This window comes from Microtetraspora niveoalba (genome assembly GCF_001570405.1).
Lineage (GTDB): Bacteria > Actinomycetota > Actinomycetes > Streptosporangiales > Streptosporangiaceae > Microtetraspora > Microtetraspora niveoalba.
This window is the reverse complement of sequence record NZ_BBYM01000008.1, coordinates 19,958-37,722: the sequence shown is the minus strand read 5'-3', so window position 1 is coordinate 37,722 and position 17,765 is coordinate 19,958. Positions and strand designations below refer to the sequence as shown.

General features: G+C 71.6%; 16 protein-coding genes. 5 read left to right on the top strand and 11 right to left on the bottom strand.

Translation table 11 applies throughout. The features are described 5' to 3' along the window. Window positions 1-120 precede the first annotated feature (120 nt). Window positions 121-1,068, top strand: a complete 948-nt coding sequence (gene galE, locus AWQ70_RS08100; protein ID WP_067172369.1) for a UDP-glucose 4-epimerase GalE — start codon at window positions 121-123, stop codon at window positions 1,066-1,068. A gap of 34 nt (window positions 1,069-1,102) precedes the next feature. Here the strand turns inward: galE and AWQ70_RS08095 are convergent, their stop codons facing one another. Both AWQ70_RS08095 and AWQ70_RS08090 read right to left on the bottom strand, forming a co-directional pair. After that, window positions 1,103-2,332, bottom strand: a complete 1,230-nt coding sequence (locus AWQ70_RS08095; RefSeq protein ID WP_157529942.1) for a DUF11 domain-containing protein — start codon at window positions 2,330-2,332, stop codon at window positions 1,103-1,105. 90 nt (window positions 2,333-2,422) lie between these two features. Further along, window positions 2,423-3,874, bottom strand: a complete 1,452-nt coding sequence (locus AWQ70_RS08090) for an MDR family MFS transporter (RefSeq protein ID WP_245646835.1) — start codon at window positions 3,872-3,874, stop codon at window positions 2,423-2,425. 55 nt (window positions 3,875-3,929) lie between these two features. On the opposite strand from AWQ70_RS08090, the gene AWQ70_RS08085 reads away from it, so the two are divergent. Continuing rightward, window positions 3,930-4,517: a PadR family transcriptional regulator gene (locus AWQ70_RS08085; protein ID WP_067172363.1), complete on the top strand. Its 588-nt coding sequence runs from the start codon at window positions 3,930-3,932 to the stop codon at window positions 4,515-4,517. Between the two features lie 277 nt (window positions 4,518-4,794). Here AWQ70_RS08085 and AWQ70_RS08080 read toward each other — a convergent pair whose 3' ends face one another. After that, a complete protein-coding gene (locus tag AWQ70_RS08080) occupies window positions 4,795-5,469 on the bottom strand; it encodes a hypothetical protein (RefSeq protein ID WP_157529941.1) in 675 nt (224 codons plus the stop codon). A gap of 102 nt (window positions 5,470-5,571) precedes the next feature. Between AWQ70_RS08080 and AWQ70_RS37415 the strand changes: the two genes are divergently transcribed. Continuing rightward, window positions 5,572-6,675 (top strand): helix-turn-helix transcriptional regulator, encoded by a 1,104-nt coding sequence (locus AWQ70_RS37415; protein ID WP_218004461.1) that lies wholly within the window; start codon window positions 5,572-5,574, stop codon window positions 6,673-6,675. A gap of 134 nt (window positions 6,676-6,809) precedes the next feature. Here the strand turns inward: AWQ70_RS37415 and AWQ70_RS08070 are convergent, their stop codons facing one another. The 4 genes from AWQ70_RS08070 to AWQ70_RS08055 form a co-directional block, all read right to left on the bottom strand. After that, window positions 6,810-9,269 carry a serine/threonine-protein kinase gene (locus tag AWQ70_RS08070; RefSeq protein WP_067172357.1) on the bottom strand — a complete coding sequence of 820 codons (2,460 nt, stop codon included), beginning with the start codon at window positions 9,267-9,269 and terminating at the stop codon, window positions 6,810-6,812. A 237-nt stretch (window positions 9,270-9,506) separates the two neighbouring features. Next, a complete protein-coding gene (locus AWQ70_RS08065) occupies window positions 9,507-10,724 on the bottom strand; it encodes an NADP-dependent isocitrate dehydrogenase (RefSeq protein ID WP_067172354.1) in 1,218 nt (405 codons plus the stop codon). Between the two features lie 96 nt (window positions 10,725-10,820). Beyond that, complete coding sequence (locus AWQ70_RS08060) at window positions 10,821-11,096, bottom strand: DUF3017 domain-containing protein (RefSeq protein WP_067172352.1); 276 nt, start codon at window positions 11,094-11,096, stop codon at window positions 10,821-10,823. Between the two features lie 188 nt (window positions 11,097-11,284). After that, the gene (locus AWQ70_RS08055; RefSeq protein ID WP_067172351.1) at window positions 11,285-12,406 is read right to left on the bottom strand and encodes a citrate/2-methylcitrate synthase; all 1,122 of its coding nucleotides are present in this window, start codon (window positions 12,404-12,406) and stop codon (window positions 11,285-11,287) included. Window positions 12,407-12,587: 181 nt separating this feature from the next. Here AWQ70_RS08055 and AWQ70_RS08050 point away from each other — a divergent pair, with 181 nt between their 5' ends. Continuing rightward, entirely contained in the window at window positions 12,588-13,241 is a 654-nt protein-coding gene (locus AWQ70_RS08050; protein WP_067172348.1) for an FHA domain-containing protein, read from the top strand. An 84-nt stretch (window positions 13,242-13,325) separates the two neighbouring features. Here AWQ70_RS08050 and AWQ70_RS08045 read toward each other — a convergent pair whose 3' ends face one another. From AWQ70_RS08045 to purN, 3 genes are all read right to left on the bottom strand, one after another. Next, window positions 13,326-14,177: a bifunctional methylenetetrahydrofolate dehydrogenase/methenyltetrahydrofolate cyclohydrolase gene (locus AWQ70_RS08045; protein ID WP_067172346.1), complete on the bottom strand. Its 852-nt coding sequence runs from the start codon at window positions 14,175-14,177 to the stop codon at window positions 13,326-13,328. Window positions 14,178-14,206: 29 nt separating this feature from the next. Next, the gene (gene purH, locus AWQ70_RS08040; protein ID WP_067172344.1) at window positions 14,207-15,748 is read right to left on the bottom strand and encodes a bifunctional phosphoribosylaminoimidazolecarboxamide formyltransferase/IMP cyclohydrolase; all 1,542 of its coding nucleotides are present in this window, start codon (window positions 15,746-15,748) and stop codon (window positions 14,207-14,209) included. Between the two features lie 67 nt (window positions 15,749-15,815). Next, the gene (purN, locus tag AWQ70_RS08035) at window positions 15,816-16,448 is read right to left on the bottom strand and encodes a phosphoribosylglycinamide formyltransferase (protein ID WP_067172343.1); all 633 of its coding nucleotides are present in this window, start codon (window positions 16,446-16,448) and stop codon (window positions 15,816-15,818) included. A 158-nt stretch (window positions 16,449-16,606) separates the two neighbouring features. Between purN and AWQ70_RS08030 the strand changes: the two genes are divergently transcribed. Then, window positions 16,607-17,011, top strand: a complete 405-nt coding sequence (locus AWQ70_RS08030; protein ID WP_067172692.1) for a hypothetical protein — start codon at window positions 16,607-16,609, stop codon at window positions 17,009-17,011. 33 nt (window positions 17,012-17,044) lie between these two features. Here the strand turns inward: AWQ70_RS08030 and AWQ70_RS08025 are convergent, their stop codons facing one another. Further along, on the bottom strand, window positions 17,045-17,659 hold the full coding sequence (locus AWQ70_RS08025) for a TetR/AcrR family transcriptional regulator (RefSeq protein ID WP_067172341.1): 615 nt from the start codon (window positions 17,657-17,659) through the stop codon (window positions 17,045-17,047). Between the last annotated feature and the right edge of the window lie 106 nt (window positions 17,660-17,765).

Below are 17,765 nucleotides of genomic sequence, written 5' to 3'. Positions count from 1 at the left end.
TCCGTTCGCACGGTGCTGATCGGTTCAGCCTACTGCCTGGCATTCCGCCCGCGTCTAATCTCGACGGCGTAAGCTGGGAAATGACGTACATAATCCAACAAAATCAATCAGGAGCGAACAGTGCGGCTGATGGTCACGGGTGGCGCGGGATACGTCGGCAGCGTCGTTGCGGCGCAGCTCGTCGAGGCGGGACACGACGTCACCGTGCTCGACGACCTCTCGACCGGCCACGCCGACGCCGTGCCCGACGGCGCGCGGTTCGTCAAGGGATCGATCACCGAGGCCGCGGACGTGCTCGCCGAGGGGTTCGACGGCGTGCTGCACTTCGCCGCCAAGTCCCTCGTCGGCGAGTCCGTCGAGCGGCCGGAGCTGTACTGGTCGCACAACCTCGGCGGCACCCTCGCGCTCCTCGACGCGATGCGGCGGACGGGCGTCGGCCGCATCGTCTTCTCCTCGACCGCGGCGACGTACGGCGAGCCGGAGAGCACGCCGATCCCGGAGACCGCGCCGACCCGGCCGACCAACCCCTACGGCGCGTCCAAGCTCGCCGTGGACACCGCGCTGACCGCCTACGCCGGCCTGTACGGCCTGGCCGCGGTGAGCCTGCGCTACTTCAACGTCGCCGGCGCGTACGGGCGGTTCCGCGAGCGCCACGCGGTCGAGACCCACCTGATCCCGAACGTCCTGAAGGTGGCGCTCGGCGAGCGGGAGTCGGTGAGCGTGTTCGGCGAGGACTACCCCACGGCGGACGGCACCTGCGTCCGCGACTACGTCCACGTCGCCGACCTGGCCCGCGCGCACCTGCTCGCCCTGGACGCCTGCGCTCCCGCCGCGCACGCCGTCTACAACCTCGGCAACGGCACCGGTTTCTCGGTGCGCGAGGTCATCGACGTGTGCCGCGAGGTCACCGGGCACGAGATCCCCGCCGTGTTCGGCCCGCGGCGGCCGGGAGACCCGGCCGTCCTGGTCGCGTCGTCGGAGAAGATCCGGCGCGAGCTCGGCTGGGAGCCCGACCACACGACGCTGCACTCGATCGTGCGCGACGCCTGGACCGCTCTCCAGGCGTAAAACCCAGATTCGCGGGGGGAAATGTGGTGGGATCTCATATGTGAGAGTGGACGGGCTTTCTCCGCTGGTCATCCGGGCCGCGCTGGTGGCCCTGGTCCTGCTCGGCAGCATGGCGGCGGCCGCCGGCGTGGTGTTCGCCACCGGCGGTCCCCCGTCGGGTGTCACCCCCGAGCGCATGGCCAGGACCGCCGACCCGTTCTGCTCCGCCCACTGAGCCGGCGGGCGCCGCGAGACCCGGCGGGCGGCCGCCCGGCTCCGTCCCGCGCGCCACCCCGCCCGTCGTCCCGCCCGTCGTCCCGCCCGTCGTCCCGCCCGTCGTCCCGCGCGCCACCCCGCCCGTCGTCCCGCCCGTCGTCCCGCGCGCCACCCCGCCCGTCGTCCCGTACGGAATCGGGTGTGGGATCGCGTGCGCCGTCGGATGGAGCCCGGGGGACGCCATGGTGATCCGGGTGAACGCCGCGTTGTTGTCCGGCCGCCGGTCGCCCACCGCGCCCGAGTAGACCGTGGCCCGGGCGCCGACCGCGCGGGCGGCCCGGCGTGGCACCTGGAACATCAGCTCGACCAGGCTCTTGGCCCCCGCCCTGATCGGCCTGAGCGCGCATCCGACGAAACCCGCCGCCCCCTGGCAGCGCGCGCCCGCCGCCGACAGGAAACGGGCCTGGGCCGGCTCCAGGAACACGTAGGCGTCCCGCACCACCTCGGGCCCCCGGTTGCGCACGGTCGCCTTCAGGGCGATCCGCCTGCCCGGCACGGCCGTACGAGCTCCGGGAGCGAGGCGGACCGCGAGGTCGGCCCCGGCGGCGACCGGGGTGACCGCCTCGGCGGTGTTGTCCTCCTGGTGCGGGTCGGCGATCTCGGAGGTCAGGTCCACCTGGGCGCGGAGCGGGCCGCGGGCGGCGGGCCGCACCAGGCCGGTGACGGTGACCTGGCCGGTGCCGGACGCGAGCACGTCGCCGGGCGACCGGCAGACGATCTCGTTCGCGCCCCGCCCTGGACCGCATTCGGCCACGTTGACGTTGATGATCTTCACGTCTCTCGGGAGCCGGATGGTGAGCACGGGGAGCACCGCGTCCCCCGGCCCGTTGTTGTGGACGCGCACGTCGTAGACCACCGGCTGGCCGGGCTGGGCGACCGCCGGCGACGCGGAGATCTCGACTCCGAGATCGGCTCCGCCGTACGTGTCCGACGCGAGCGCGGCGGACGGCGCTCCGGCGGCGACCAGGCAGGCGAGACCCGCGACGACCATGACGACCCGACGACCCATGCGTGCTCCCCCGAAACGTTGGAGATCAATTCAAGGGGGTCGCGCCGAGGCGCCGCTCCCCGACACGCCGTCCCGGCCGCAGGTCGCCGCTCATCCGGCCTGGGCGAGGACCGCCTCCTCGCCCTCGCGCGCGAGGTCGTCGCGGGTGAGCCTGCGGTCGGGCATCAGGGCGAGCACGACGAGGGCGACGACCGCGCCCGCGACCCCCAGCCAGGGGATGACGGTCGCGCTCGCGGCGGCGTGCGCGGCGGGCAGCCCGTGCGACGGCGCCTCGCGGGCCACCACGCTGCCGTACGCGGTGCCGGCGACGGCGAGGGCGACCGACCCGCCGATCTGGCGGAAGAAGGTCAGGTTGGCGCTGGCGGTCCCGATGAACCGAGGAGGCACGGCCGTGTGGATGGCCACGGTGAGCCCGGACAACATCGGCCCCATGCCGAGGCCGATGAGGGCCATCCACCCGACGAGCGCGGGCGTCGAGGTGCCGACGGCCAGGTTCGCGCAGAGCAGGGTGCCCGCGACGAGGAAGACCGGCGCGACCACCAGCCACGGCTTGTAGCGGCCGCTGCGGGAGATGAGCGCGCCGGTGACGGCGCTGCCCGCGACCATGGCCAGCATCAGCGGATAGATGCGCAGGCCGGAGGAGGTGGCGGTCTGCCCCTGGGCCTCCTGGAAGTAGCGCGGCAGGAAGACCACCCCGGCGTACATGCAGAACGCGGTGGCGAAGGAGGCGACGTTGACCAGCGTGTACGTCCGGTTGGCGAACAGGTGCAGCGGCACGATCGGCTGCGCGGCCCGCCGCTCCACCAGCACGAACACGGCGATCAGGACGGCGGACGCGGCGATGGGGCCGAGGACGGGGGCGCTGGTCCAGGAGTTGCCGTCCACGCCCTTCTCGGTCAGGCCGATGAGCAACGTGCTGATGGCGGCGGTGAAGACCGCGATGCCGAGGTAGTCGGGCCGCGCCCCGCCGGCGTCGCCGGGGCGGTGCGGCAGCCGGAACCAGATGATCGCGAGCAGCACGACCCCGATCGGGACGTTGACGTAGAACGCCCAGCGCCAGCTCGCGTGGTCGGTGAACAGCCCGCCGAGGAACGGCCCGGCGATGTAGCTCAGCGCCATCACGCCGCCGAGCGCGCCCTGCACCTGGCCGCTGCGCTCCCGCGGGAAGAGGTCGACGACCAACGCGAGGGAGAGCGGCAGCAGCGCCCCCGCCCCGAGGCCCTGAAGGCCGCGGAACGCGATGAGCTGGCCCATGTCCTGGGCGACGCCGCTCAGGGCGGAGCCGACGAGGAAGATCGTCACGCCGACCAGCATGAGGGGCTTCCTGCCGTACGCGTCGGAAAGCCGGCCGTACAGGGGGACGGTTACGGTGGACGTGAGCAGGTACGCGGTCACGACCCAGGTGTAGAGCCGGGCGCCGCCCAGCTCCGTGGTGATCCGGGGCAACGCGGTGCCGACGATCGTCTGGTCGAGCATCGCCAGGAACATGCCGCCGAGCACGGCGAACAGGAGCAATCCGTTCTTGTTCGTGTCTGTCTTCACATGTTGAAGATGACATGTAAGCCTTGACATGTCAACGCGCAGCTATAGTGAGGGCATGTCCCTGCGCATCGCGCTCCTCGGCCTGCTGTCGGCCTCCGGCCCGGCCAGCGGGTACGACCTGACCAAGAAGTTCGAGACGTCACTCGCCCACGTGTGGCAGGCCGGGCACAGCCAGATCTATCCCGAGCTGGCCAAGATGGCCGCCGACGGGCTGATCACGGTCGAGGCCGAGGGATCGCGCGGCCGCAAGATCTACACGATCACCGCCGACGGGCGGGGTGAGCTGCACCGCTGGCTCACCGGGCACACCCCCTCGTCGTCGCCGCGCAGCGAGATCGCGCTCCAGGCGTTCCTGACCCCGCTGCTGGACACGTCGGAGGCGCTCGCCCTGCTGGAACGCATGAAGGCGAACTTCGAGGCCCGGCTCGCGGAACTGCTGGCCCTGGAGGGCCCCAGGAGAAAGCCCGGGTACGGCCGGTACGCCCTCGATCTGGGCATCCGTCAGGCCCGCATGGCCGTGGAGTGGGCCACCGACAGCATCGCCGACCTCAAGGAGTCGGCCGCGCACGCCGAAGAACCCGCCACCGGAGATCACGAAGCACAGCCACATGGCGGCCCGGAAGCGGAGTGCGCCGGTAAATGAGAGCCGCGGGGAAACGCGGACAGGCCGGAACAGCATCGGCTGTTCCGGCCTGCGTGCTTTCCGCGCCGGACCTCCCCGGGCTTTCCTGAGCTTCCCGGACTTTCCCGGACTTTCCCGGGCTTTCCTCGGGGCTTTCCCGGTGCGGTCGGCGCGTCGTCACTTCGGACGGCTGTCTCCGCGCCCCGGCCCGGAATCGGTTCCGGGGCCGCCGGCCGGAACGTTCACCCGGCCGCGGGCCGGACGGGCCCGGCGGCCCTACAGAGCGTCCGGTGGATCGTCACTTCGGGTACTGGCAGATGGTTCCCCCGCAGTTGGTGCTGCCTCCTCCTCCGCCGGGAGCGGGAACGAAGCTGCTGTACGGCATCACGGTGCCGTTGGGCATGACGATGTCGGTGGCGGCCGCGTCGTCGTTGCTGGAGGCGATGGCCCGGTAGATCTCCCAGATCTTCTTCGCGAACGCGAAGACCTGACCCCAGTCGATGCCGTTGTTCCAGTGGACGATCTGCACGGCGTACGTCCGGGACGCGATGTCCCGCGACACCTGGCCGCTCCAGTTCTCGGTGCGCTTCGAATAGCCGAAGGCGGTGCCGTTCACACCCCAGCAGTCGCCTCCCACCTCGGCGAGCGCGCCGCCGTCGCGGTCCATGAGCACGGCCTTGGCGCACAGGCGCACGCCGGTGAGCCAGACGCCCGACTCCACCGTGGACGTGCCCTGGACGGTGCCGTCGTCGTAGACCTTCACCGTCGTGTCGATGGTCTTGTTCCTGTTGTTGTTGTGCCAGGAATGCTGGCTGTTCTCCGCGACGACGGTGGCCGCGTGCGCCGCCGGCGCGACCAGGCACAGCCCGGCCACCGCCGTCACCGTCGCCAGTAAGCCGCCGAGCAGCCTCCTGACCATGGCGGCCATGCCCGGACGAGGGTCCGGGACGTTTCGGGGAGTGGGGGATCGCATGGCTTCCTCCCTTGGTCTGGGATCAACTCCCCCACTATCGAGTTTCGTTTTCCGTCGGCGCGATGGGGGAAATTGCGTATGGCCCGCACCTACCATGATCTTGTGACGGGCCTGCGCGCATCTGATCTCAAACGTCTGCTGGACGCGCTGCGCGACTGCGAACGTGTTCCCGCCGGAGAGGCGTTCCCGCAATTGCTGGAAGTCGTCTCCAGCGTGGTGCCCGCCGACGTCGTCGCGATCAAAACGGTGAACCCGCGCGGCCGTCACTTCGACCACCATCTGCATCCCCGGGTGGAGGTCACCTCCGACCTGGAAAACGCCCTGTCCCGCCTGTTCTTCCAGCACCCTCTACTGGGCCACGTACGCGAAGCCGTCGGCGACGGCGGCCCGATCAGGCTCAGCGACGTGCTGTCCACCCGCGCCTGGCGCGGCCAGCCGCTCTACCAGGAGTTCTACCGTCCGCAGGGCATCGAGCATCAGATGATGTGCGTGCTGAACACCTATCACGGCACGATCACCTGCCTGGGACTCAACCGCACCGGCGGCGACTTCAGCGACACCGACCGCGAGCTGCTGGAGCTGGCCCAGCCCTATCTCGCCGCCTTCCTCCGCGCGAGGCACGCCACGGCGTGGCTGGAGGCGGCGCTGGCCACCCTCGACGGCGCCGACGGCGGTGCCCACGGGCTGGTGCTCCTCGGCCCGCACTCGACGATCAAGACCATCAACCGCACCGCCCGCATGCTGCTGGCCGCCTACTTCACCAGCCCCACGCACGAGGACCGGGCGCTGCCCGGCGAGCTCGTCGCCTGGCTGGCCGACCGACGCCGGCTGCCCGACCCGGCGGTGCCCCGCCTCACCGGCGACTACGTGGCCGAGCGGGGCGGGCGACGCCTGACCGTCCGGCTGTTCCCCCACGGCGCCTGCGGAGCGCTGCTGCTCACCGAGTCCAGCCCCCGTCCCGCCGCCCCGCTGACCGCCCGCGAGTCCGAGGTGCTCTGGCTCGTCGCCCACGGCCGCACCAGCGTCCAGACCGCGCGTACGCTGCGGATCAGCCCGCGAACCGTGGAGAAGCACCTCGCCAACATCTACACCAAGCTCGGCGTCGTCAGCCGTACGGAAGCGGCACTCCACCTGTTCGGCCAGGCCGGCGCTCCGTCCGGGGCCGACACCCACGCACCCGGCCCCGGCCCCCTGGCAGGTCCCTAGCCGTATCGACCGCGGGGTTGTCGACACGGGTGATCGGCGGCCGGCCTCCGTATGGTGTGCGGAGCCCGGGTGCCTCCACCGCACCGGAGGACTTCCCGCCGATCAGGAGGAACCGTCGCTCCTGGTCAACACACCTAGCCGCAGGTGAGCGGCGCGGGCAGGTCGTCCTCGGGGTCGAAGTCGACGTTCCCGAAATGCCGCTTGAGAAGGTCCTTCAGGGAGCCGCCGGCGTACATGCGGGAGATCGCGGACTGGACGGCCGCGCACGTGCGGGCGTCCCCCTTCGGCACGCCGACGACGTAACGCTGGTCGGTCAGTTTGAGGCCGACGACCGTGAGCCGGAGGTCGCGCACCCGGTTCGCGAACCCGGCCAGGATGAGATCGTCACCCGGGACGGCGTCCACCTGGCCGCTGACGAGCTTGTCCATGCAGGTGGCGTAGTTGTCGGCGGCGACCGGCTCCACGTCCACCTTGTCCTGGATGAGGGCGATCGCCTGACCGCCCGCGGGAGCGCACACACGCCTGCCCTTCAGGTCGGCGAGCCGCCGGATCGACGACCCCTTCGGCACCAGCACGTCGGTGTGCGCCACGTAGTACGGCCCGGCGAAGCCGACCGGATCCTCGCTGTTGTCGTCGTACGCGTAGGTGGCGACGACGAGGTCGACGTCGCGTCCGGCCAGCACATCGGCCCGCTCGGCCCTGCCGATCCTCTTGTACGTGAGGCCGCCCGCCCGGACCCCGAGCTCGGCCGCGATGTACGCCGCGACGTCCACGTCGAATCCGGTGAAGGACCCGTCGCCGGCGGCGAGCGCGACGCCGGGCAGGTCGCCCTTCACCCCGACGGTCAGCCTGCCGGTCCGCAGCGCCTTGTCCACCACGGAGGAGAAGGCCGGGGCGTCCGGTGAGCGGGCCGGCGTGCCGGTGCCGCCCGTCGTGGTCCGGTCCGTGGTCTCCGCGTCGCCTCCGAACCGCGCGGCCACCAGCGTCCCGCCCGCCGCCAGGGCGGCGACCGCGGCCAGCGCGGCCACGATCACCCGGCCCCTGCGGCGCGGCCGCCCGGCGCCGTCGCGCGTCCCCTCCACCGAGTTCGCGCCGGGGTACGTGGCCTCCTGCCCCCTCGTGTCCCGGAGCCCGACGTCCTGATATCCGCCGCCCTGATATGCGGCGTGCTGATATCCGGCGTCCTCGCGCCCCGCGTCCCGATACCCAGCGCCCTGATACCCGCCGTCCTGATATGCGGCGTGCTGATATCCGGCGTCCTCGCGCCCCGCGTCCCGATACCCAGCGCCTCGATGTCCGGCGTCCTGGTAATCGGCGCCCTGATGCCCCGCCTCCTGGTACCCGGTGTTCCCGCCCCACTCGTCCCGGTCGCCGGTGGGCGCGGCCGGGGCGGGTCGTGCGGACCCTCGCGTCCCGGCGGCCCACTCCCGGACCTCCCGCACGTGGATGTCCCGGGTGAGGTCTCCCTGGGCGGGAACACCCCCGGCGTACGCGTCCCCGGGCCGGGCCTGAGGCGTCGTGCCCCCTCGCCCCGGGCCCGCTCGCCCCGGGACCTCGCCGCTGTGGTCGCCTCCCACGGGGACCTCCCGCCCCCGACCGTCGGCGGCGTACGAATCCGGGGCGGGGGCAGCGGGGGCAGCGGGAGCCGGGGATCGGGGATCCCCGGCGGCCGGCTCCTGGGGCGGCGCCACCCGGGGCAGTCGCATGGCCTGGGTGGCCTCCCCCGCGTCCGGGATGGCCGCGTGCGCTCCTTCGGACAACACGACCGTGGAGGCGTCCTCCGACTCGGAACGGCCGAGCAGGCGCAGCAGGACCCGGTCCGCGGTCGGCCGGGCGGCGGGGGCCTTGTTCAGGCAGGAACGCACCACGCCCCGCAGCGGCTCGGGCAACATGCTCACGTCGATGTCGTGGTTGAGCACCCGGTTGAGCACGACCGCGATCGAGGTCCCGCCGAACGCCGCCGTCCCCGTGGCGGCGTACGCGATGGTCGCCGCCCAGGCGAACACATCGGAGGGCGGGCCCACCGTGTCGCCCGAGATCTGCTCCGGCGACATGTACGCCGGCGTGCCGATGGCCCGGCTGGTGATCGTCCCCGTCGAGTCGATGATCCGCGCGATGCCGAAGTCGACCACGCGCGGCCCGTCGGGGGCGAGCAGCACGTTGTCCGGTTTGAGGTCCCGGTGCACGATGCCCGCGTGGTGGATCGCCGTCAGCGCGGTCGCCGTGCCGACCGCGAGCCGCTCAAGCGCGGAGCCGCTGATCGGCCCGCTCTCCTCCACGACCTCCCGCAGGGACCGCCCGTCGATGTACTCGCTCGCGATGTACGGCGCGTCGCCTTCGAGGTCGGCCGCGATCACGCGCGCGGTGCAGAAGCTCGCGACCCGCTGGGCGGCGCGCAACTCCCGCCCGAACCTGGAGCGCGCCATCGCGTCGCCGCTGAACTTGACGTGCAGCAGCTTGACCGCGGCCGGCTCCCCGGACTCGCCGCGCCCCAGATAGACGACGCCCTGGCCGCCCTCGCCGATGCGCCCGGACAGCACGAACGGCCCGAGCCGGACCGGGTCCCCCGGGCCGAGCGGCGCGACGTTCGGCATCCCACGCCCCCAAGATTCGGCAAAGTATCGACCATCAGAACTTTACGGCTCCGATGACCGGTTCCCGGCCTCACGAGACCGTGCCGTGACCGGGGCCCGGCCACGCAGCGCCGCCATACCGCCGAAAAACCGCCGTGCCGCCCAAAAACCGCCGTGCGGCCGGAAACCGCCGGACGGCCGGAAAAGGAAACGGGCCGCACGCCGGGAAGGCGAGCGGCCCGTGAACGGACGGCGTGATCAGCCGGCCATCTTCTTCTTCAGGTTCTCGTCCAGAGCGGCGAGGAAGTCCTGGGTGGTCAGCCACTCGGCGTCGCCGCCGACCAGCAGCGCCAGGTCCTTGGTCATCTGGCCGCCCTCGACGGTCTCGACGCAGACCTGCTCCAGCTTGGTCGCGAAGTCGATGACCTCGGGCTGGTTGTCGAGCTTGCCGCGGTGCTGCAGGCCCCGGGTCCACGCGAAGATCGACGCGATCGGGTTGGTGGACGTCGGCTTGCCCTGCTGGTGCTGGCGGTAGTGCCGGGTCACCGTGCCGTGCGCGGCCTCGGCCTCGACCGTGCGGCCGTCAGGGGACATCAGCACGCTGGTCATCAGGCCGAGCGAGCCGAAGCCCTGCGCCACCGTGTCCGACTGGACGTCACCGTCGTAGTTCTTGCACGCCCAGACGTAGCCGCCCTCCCACTTCAGCGCGGAGGCGACCATGTCGTCGATCAGGCGGTGCTCGTAGGTGAGGCCCGCGGCGTCGAACTCCGCCTTGAACTCGGTCTCGTAGACCTCGGCGAAGATGTCCTTGAACCGGCCGTCGTACGCCTTGAGGATCGTGTTCTTCGTCGAGAGGTAGACCGGGTAGTTCCGGGACAGGCCGTACCGCATGGAGGCGCGGGCGAAGTCCCGGATCGACTCGTCCAGGTTGTACATCGCCATCGCGACGCCGGCGCCGGGGAAGTCGAAGACGTTCAGCTCGACCGGCTCGCTGCCGTCCTTCGGGGTGAAGGTCAGGGTCAGCGTGCCCTCGCCCGGCACCTTGATGTCGGTCGCGCGGTACTGGTCGCCGAACGCGTGACGGCCGACCACGATCGGCTTGGTCCAGCTCGGTACGAGCCTCGGCACGTTGGACATGATGATCGGCTCGCGGAAGATGACGCCGCCGAGGATGTTGCGGATCGTCCCGTTCGGGGACTTCCACATCTTCTTCAGGCCGAACTCCTCGACCCGGGCCTCGTCCGGCGTGATCGTCGCACACTTGACGCCGACGCCGTACTGCTTGATGGCGTTCGCGGCGTCGATCGTGACCTGGTCGTCGGTGGCGTCGCGGTGCTCGATGCCGAGGTCGTAGTACTTCAGGTCGACGTCGAGGTAGGGAAGGATCAGCTGGTCCTTGATGAACTGCCAGATGATCCGGGTCATCTCGTCGCCGTCAAGCTCGACGACCGGACCCGCTACCTTGATCTTGGGCATGCGTGTGGTTCCCCTTCTGAACTAACACTGGCCAGACAGTCCGTTTTGAGGCTCACTGGCCGTTGAGGCTATCGGACGGGCGTGATGCGCCCGTTGCTAGGTGCTGTGCAAACGCAGCAGCAGGCTCAGCGAGCCCGCCGCCAGGGCCGCGCCGAGCACCAGGAGCACGAGGACGTCCGTCCGCCGTGTGCGGACCCCCAGCAACCCGGCCCGGTCGTCCGGCACGATCAACCGCAGCGCCGCCCCTGCGATGAAGGCGAAACCCATGACCGCGCCGCCCACCCAGATGGCGACGCCGTAGGCGATCAGGCCCAGCCCGGCGACCGCACCCGCCACAACCAGCAGGTACGGCCCCCAGGGCTTACCGCTCACACTCACCAGCGCCTATGGACCCTCACTCCTCGTTCCGGCGCGACGTCCGCCCGCCGCCGACCACTCCGGCTCTCACCGCACGGGCTCACGATCGCGTTCACTTGCTCACTCGCTACGCTCGCTACGCCGCTCACCGCACGTGCTCACGATCGCGTTCACTTGCTCGCTCGCTACGCTCCCCGCGCCGCTCACCGCTCGTCGATCGGCGTCCACTTCTGGTCGCGCTCCCCGATGTACTCGCTGTCCGGGCGGATCAGGCGGTTGTCGGCGTGCTGCTCGATCACGTGCGCGGTCCACCCGGACATCCTGCTGACCGAGAACACCGGGGTGAACAGGTCGGTCGGGATGCCGAGGTAGTGGTAGACCGTCGCGGCGTAGAAGTCCACGTTCGGATAAAGGCCCTTCTCCGCGAAGACGACCTCCTCCATCTCCTTGGACATCCGGTAGAACGTGTCGTCGCCGGACGCCTCACCCAGCTCCCGCGACATCTTCCGCAGATGTGTCGCCCGCGGGTCCTCCGTCTTGTAGACCCGGTGCCCGAAGCCCATGATCTTCTCACCCGCCGCGAGCCTGTCCCGTACCGCCTGCGCCACCCCGGAGGGGTCGATCGCTTCCAGCGTACGCATGACCTGCTCGTTCGCGCCTCCGTGCAACGGGCCCTTCAGCGTGCCGATCGCCGCGACGATGGCCGAGTGCATGTCGGAGAGGGTCGCGGCGCAGACGCGGGCGGCGAACGTGGAGGCGTTCATCGTGTGGTCGGCGTGCAGCACCAGGCAGGTGTCGAAGATCTCGACCTCGCGCCGGGACGGCGTCCGCCCCGTGATCTGCAGCAGGAAGTTCGCCGCGATGCTCAGCTCGGGATCCGGGTCGGGGATCGCGGCCCCGGTGCGCGCCGCGTGATAGCGGGCGACCAGGATCGGCTGCTGCGCGGTGAGGCGGGCGGCCTTGCGCAGGTTGGCGTCCGCGGCGTTGGAATCCTTGTCGGGGTCGTCGGCCCCGGCGAGGGAGACCAGCGTGCGCAGCGCCTCCATGGGAGCCTGCTTCCCGGCGATCTCCGGGATGTTGCTCTCGACCAGCCCTCCGAGGGCCCGCCCCTGGACGAGCTCCGCCCCGTACGCGGCGAGCTGGTCGCGGCTCGGCAGCGAGCCGTGCTGGAGCAGATGCGCGGTCTCTTCGAAGGTGGTGCGGCCGGCCAGGTCGTGGATGTCGTAGCCACGATAGAAAAGCCGGCCGGCTTTCCCGTCGATGTCGCTGAGCGCTGTGGACGCGGCGACGACATCGGCGAGGCCTTTGGTGGGCTTGTCCGCCATGAGTGTTTCCTCCGCTTATCTTCGCTCGAAGTCTACCCGTGAGCAGGCAAAGCACCTCGCAGAGGTCCAGACCAATTTCAAGCCCGATTCTCCTTGCGGCAAAGGAGATTCCCGATCCCCACGTCTGGGTAAGCCGGATCTGTAGCGAAAGTAACGGCGGGCTACCTGGGGAGGAACTGCCGTGGAGGGGCCGTTCATACGGATCGAGGACAGCGGCGAGGTCATCGCCCTGCGCCCCGAGATCACCACGATCGGTCGGGGCAGGGGCGTCGACATCCGGCTGACGGATCCGAGCGTGTCTCGGCTGCACGCCGAATTCGTCCGGCGCGGGCCCTACCTGTACGTCGTCGACCTGGGTCTGTCGCGCAACGGCACCCGGGTGAACGGCAGGCCGATCGCCAGGAGGGTGCTCGACGACGGCGACGTGGTCTCCTTCGGCGCCGCGAGGGCCCGGGTGGGCGGCATCCCCCGCGAGGACTTCGCCCCCGAGGTCGAGCTGCGCCGAGCCGCCGCGCCCGAGCTGACCCGCCGCGAGGTCGACGTGCTGACCTCGCTGTGCCGGCCCGCGCTGTCGGACGAGGCGTTCGTCGCCCCGGCGACGGCGCGGGAGATCGCCGACGACCTCGTGGTGACGGAGGCCGCGGTCAAGCAGCACCTGCTGCGGCTCTACCAGAAGTTCCGCATCCCGGAGGGAACCAACCGGCGCACCCGCCTGGCCAACGAGGTCGTGGCGCTCGGCCTGGTGCAGCCGAGCCCGGTGGTCCCGACGCAGCGGGCCACCGACCCGGCGCGCCACCACCACACCCCGCCGACGTCGAGCCGCCGCGCGAGCTGACCGCCGTACGGGCCCGATCCGGCGAACGGCGCGGGCCCGCGTGGCGGCGGCTCCACCCTCTCGGGGGGCGGGTCCGCCCCCGGCTCAGCCGGCCGCGCGCTCGGCCGCCTCGACCACGTTGGTGAGCAGCATCGCGCGGGTCATCGGGCCGACCCCGCCCGGGTTGGGCGCGACGAACCCGGCCACGTCGCGCACGTCGAGCGCGACGTCTCCCGCGATCTTGCCGTCCACCCGGGAGACACCCACGTCGAGCACGGCCGCGCCGGGCTTGACCATCTCCGCCGTGATCAGGTTGGGCACGCCGGCCGCCGCGACGATCACGTCCGCCTTGCGGGTGTGCCAGGCCAGGTCCTGCGTGCCGGTGTGGCAGGTGGTCACCGTCGCGTTCTCCGACCGGCGGGTCAGCAGCAGGCCGAGCGAGCGGCCGACCGTGATGCCGCGCCCGACCACGACGACCTCCGCGCCCTTGAGCGGCACGCCGTACTCGTGCAGCAGGTGGACGATGCCACGCGGCGTGCACGGCAGCGGGGCGTCGACCATGTGGACGAGACGGCCGAGGTTGACCGGGTGCAGGCCGTCCGCGTCCTTGGCCGGGTCCATCCGCTCCAGCAGCGCCATCGTGTCGAGGTGGCGCGGCAGGGGGAGCTGCACGATGTACCCCGTGCACTCCGCGGAGCCGTTGAGCTCGTCGATCGCCGCCTCGACGTCCGCCTGCGTCGCCGTGTCCGGCAGGTCCACCCGGATGGACGCGATGCCGACCTCGGCGCAGTCCCGGTGCTTGCCCCCGACGTAGATCTGGCTGCCGGGGTCGTCACCGACGAGGATCGTGCCGAGCCCCGGCCTGATCCCCTTGGCGGCCAGCGCCGACACCCGCTCGGCGAGATCGGACTTGATCTTGGCGGCGGTCGCCTTGCCGTCCAGAATCCGCGCGCTCATTGCTCTCCTAACGGTGTTGGCGGTGCCGGTCAGTGGAAGAAGTGGCGGGTGCCGGTGAAGTAGAGGCTGATCCCGGCCGCCTCGGCGGCGGCGATGACCTCGTCGTCCCTGATCGAGCCGCCCGGCTCGACGATCGCCTTCACCCCCGCCTCCGCGAGCACCTGGAGGCCGTCGGCGAACGGGAAGAACGCGTCGGAGGCCCCGACCGAGCCCGCGGCGCGCTCGCCCGCCCGCGACACCGCGAGGCGGGCCGAGTCGACCCGGTTGACCTGGCCCATGCCGACGCCGACCGTGGCGCCGTCCGCGGCGAGCAGGATCGCGTTCGACTTCACCGAGCGGCACGCCCTCCAGGCGAAGGCGAGGTCGGCCAGCACCTCGTCCGGAACGGCCGCGCCCGCCTTGAGCTGCCACGTCGCCGGGTCGTCGCCGGCGGCGTCCACCCGGTCCGCGGTCTGCACGAGCAGGCCGCCGTCGATCCGGCGGAACTCCGCCGCGTTCGAGGGGCCGGTCGGGCAGACGAGCAGCCGCAGGTTCTTCTTCCCCTTGAGGACGTCGAGGGCCTCGGGAGCGAACGAGGGCGCGACCAGGACCTCGGTGAAGATCGGCGCGACCTGCTCGGCCAGCTCCCGGGTGACCTCGCGGTTCACCGCGATCACGCCGCCGTACGCGGAGACGGGGTCGCACGCGTGGGCCTTGCGGTGGGCCTCGGCCACGTCCGCGCCGACCGCCACGCCGCAGGGGTTGGCGTGCTTGATGATCGCCACGCACGGCTGGTCGAAGTCCCACGCGGCGCGCCACGCCGCGTCCGCGTCCACGTAGTTGTTGTAGGACATCTCCTTGCCGTGGAGCTGCTCGGCGTTCGCCAGGCCGGCCTCCCGGCCCGCGTAGAGCGCGGCGCCCTGGTGCGGGTTCTCGCCGTAGCGCAGCGGGGTCCGCAGCTTCCACGCCGCGCCCATGAAGGACGGCCAGTCACCCTCCGGCGCGTACACGTCGGCGAACCAGGAGGCGACGGCCACGTCGTAGGCGGCGGTGTGCGCGTACGCCGCGGCGGCGAGCCGCCGCCGCTCGGTGACGGTGAAGCCGCCCTCGGCCACCGCCGCCAGCACGCTGTCGTACGAGCGGGGGTCGACGACGACCGCGACGGTGCCGTGGTTCTTGGCGGCGGCGCGGATCATGGCGGGGCCGCCGATGTCGATCTGCTCGACGCACTCGGCGTCGGACGCGCCGGAGGCGACCGTCTCGGCGAACGGATAGAGGTTGACCACCGCGAGCTGGAACGGCTCGATCTCCAGCTCGTCGAGCTGCTTGACGTGCGAGGGGTTCGCGCCGTCGGCGAGCAGCCCCGCGTGGACCCTCGGGTGCAGCGTCTTCACCCGGCCGTCCAGGCACTCGGGGAAGCCCGTCAGCGACTCGACCTTCGTCACGGGCACGCCGTACGAGGCGATGGCGGCGGCGGTGCCGCCCGTTGAGACGATCTCGACGCCCGCCGCCTCAAGACCCCGGGCCAGATCTTCGAGCCCGGTCTTGTCGTATACCGCGATCAGCGCGCGCCGGATGGCGATGCGGGTCACTTCGTGATCCTCTCTTTTCGGTTTTCGCCCAGCTCATCCGCTGGGTCGTCATGCCCGGAAACCGGGGTCAGGCACGCCCGAGCCGTACCCGCCGGCCGGAAAGCGTCCAACCCTCGCGGGCCATGCGTCCGACGACCTCGACGAGCAGACCGCGCTCGACGGTCTTGATGCGCTCGTGCAGCGCGTCCTCGTCGTCGTCCTCGCGTACCGCGACCGCCTCCTGCGCGATCACCGGGCCGGTGTCCACCCCGGCGTCGACCAGGTGCACCGTGCAGCCGGTGACGCGCACGCCGTACGCCAGGGCGTCCCGTACGGCGTGGGCGCCCGGGAAGGCGGGCAGCAGCGCCGGATGCGTGTTGACCACCGGGAAGGAACCGAGGACGCGGCGGCCGAGGATCTTCATGAAACCGGCGGACACCACGAGGTCCGGCTTGTACGCGGCGATCCTCCCGGCGAGCGCCTCGTCCCACGCGTCGCGGTCGGCGTGGTCGCCCACTCGCTCGACGAACGTGGGCACCCCGGCGCGCTCGGCCCGGGCCAGCCCCTCGATGCCGTCGCGGTCCGCTCCCACGGCGACGATCGCGGCGCCGAAAGACGGGGCCGCCGCGGCGTCGAGAAGGGCTTGTAGGTTGGTCCCGGAACCGGAGACGAGAACCACGAGCCGGGCGGCCTCTGCTGGATGGTGAGGTCCGGATGGCACCGGGCTGACTCCTTCGGGAAGGCTGGTGAGGAGGGCGCAGGCAGCGGGCCCTCGCCGGTAGAAAGGTTATCGGGCTCCGGCCACCGGACTCGAAGGCGACCCGGCGGAAAGCCGGGACGCCGCGGCAAGGGATAGCGCGGAAAGCAAAGGTGGAGATCGTGACGGCACCACTGCAGACGCCGGCCTCCGAGCTGAGGGGCCGCCGGGCGTTGTTGCTCGCCCTCGCGGCGCTGATCTGCACATTCATGCTGCCCGCCGCCGGGCTCGCGCTGGCGGTCTTCGGTCTCGTGGTCGCGTTCCGCGACACCCGGGCGTTGAGCCGGGACCGCGCCCCGGTCGGCATGGCGGTCGCGGCGCTCGTGGTCTCGGCGGTCGCGTTCATGTTCGGCGGCCTCCTGATGGCCACCCAGCTCCTCTTCTCCGCGGAGCTGAACGCGTACGTGGAGTGCGGCAAGGGAGCGGGGACCGTCACCGCCGAGCACGACTGCATGAACGAGCTCAAGGGCGCCGTGGAGCGGCGGCTCGGCGTCCCCTGGCCCGCCGACCTCCCCTTCCCCAACTAGCCGGCCGCGTCGAGGACTCCCGCGGAGCGGTGGTCACGGCGCGTATACGAACACACCGGCGCGCGCCGCGGCCACGGCCGCCGCGGCCGCACGGTCGGCGGCCTCGGCGTCAAGCCGTTCACCCGAGTTGAGGAGTGCGTAGTAGAGGGGCGCGGACACGGCGGCGATGACCCGGCGGGGGTCGGTGGCGTCAGGGAGCTCGCCCCGCCGGACCGCGTCCGTCACGCATCCCGCCCACTCGTCGATGCGTACGGCGTAGAAGTGGCGGAGGGCTCGGGCCGCCTGGTCGTCGCAGAGGGACGCGGCGATGAGCGCGGTGAACAGACGCCCCTGGCGGGGATCCGTGAGGGTTCTGACGACCAGCCGGGCGTTGGCGCGCAGGTCCTCGTCGATCGATCCCGTGTCGGCCCGCGGGAGTGACCGGACCGCCATGTCCTCCAGGAGATCGGCCGCGACCGCGCCGGGGGTGCCCCAACGGCGGTAGACGGTGGTCTTCCCGACACCGGCGCGGCGAGCGACCTCCGCCAGGTCGAGGGAGTCGAAGCCTTCCTCGGCGAGCACGTCTCCGGCCGTCTGGAGGACCGCCTCGCGGACGCGGGCGGTGCGCCCGCCGGGACGGACGGTGCCGGGGGCAGGGGTCTCTGACACGGTGTTCTCCCTCTCGGTTCCGAAGACAGCGTATCGGAACCACAGTTCCTTTAATCCCATCTCCGATGCTACAGTGCCGGGCGTAATGGAACGGCGGACCCGTTAG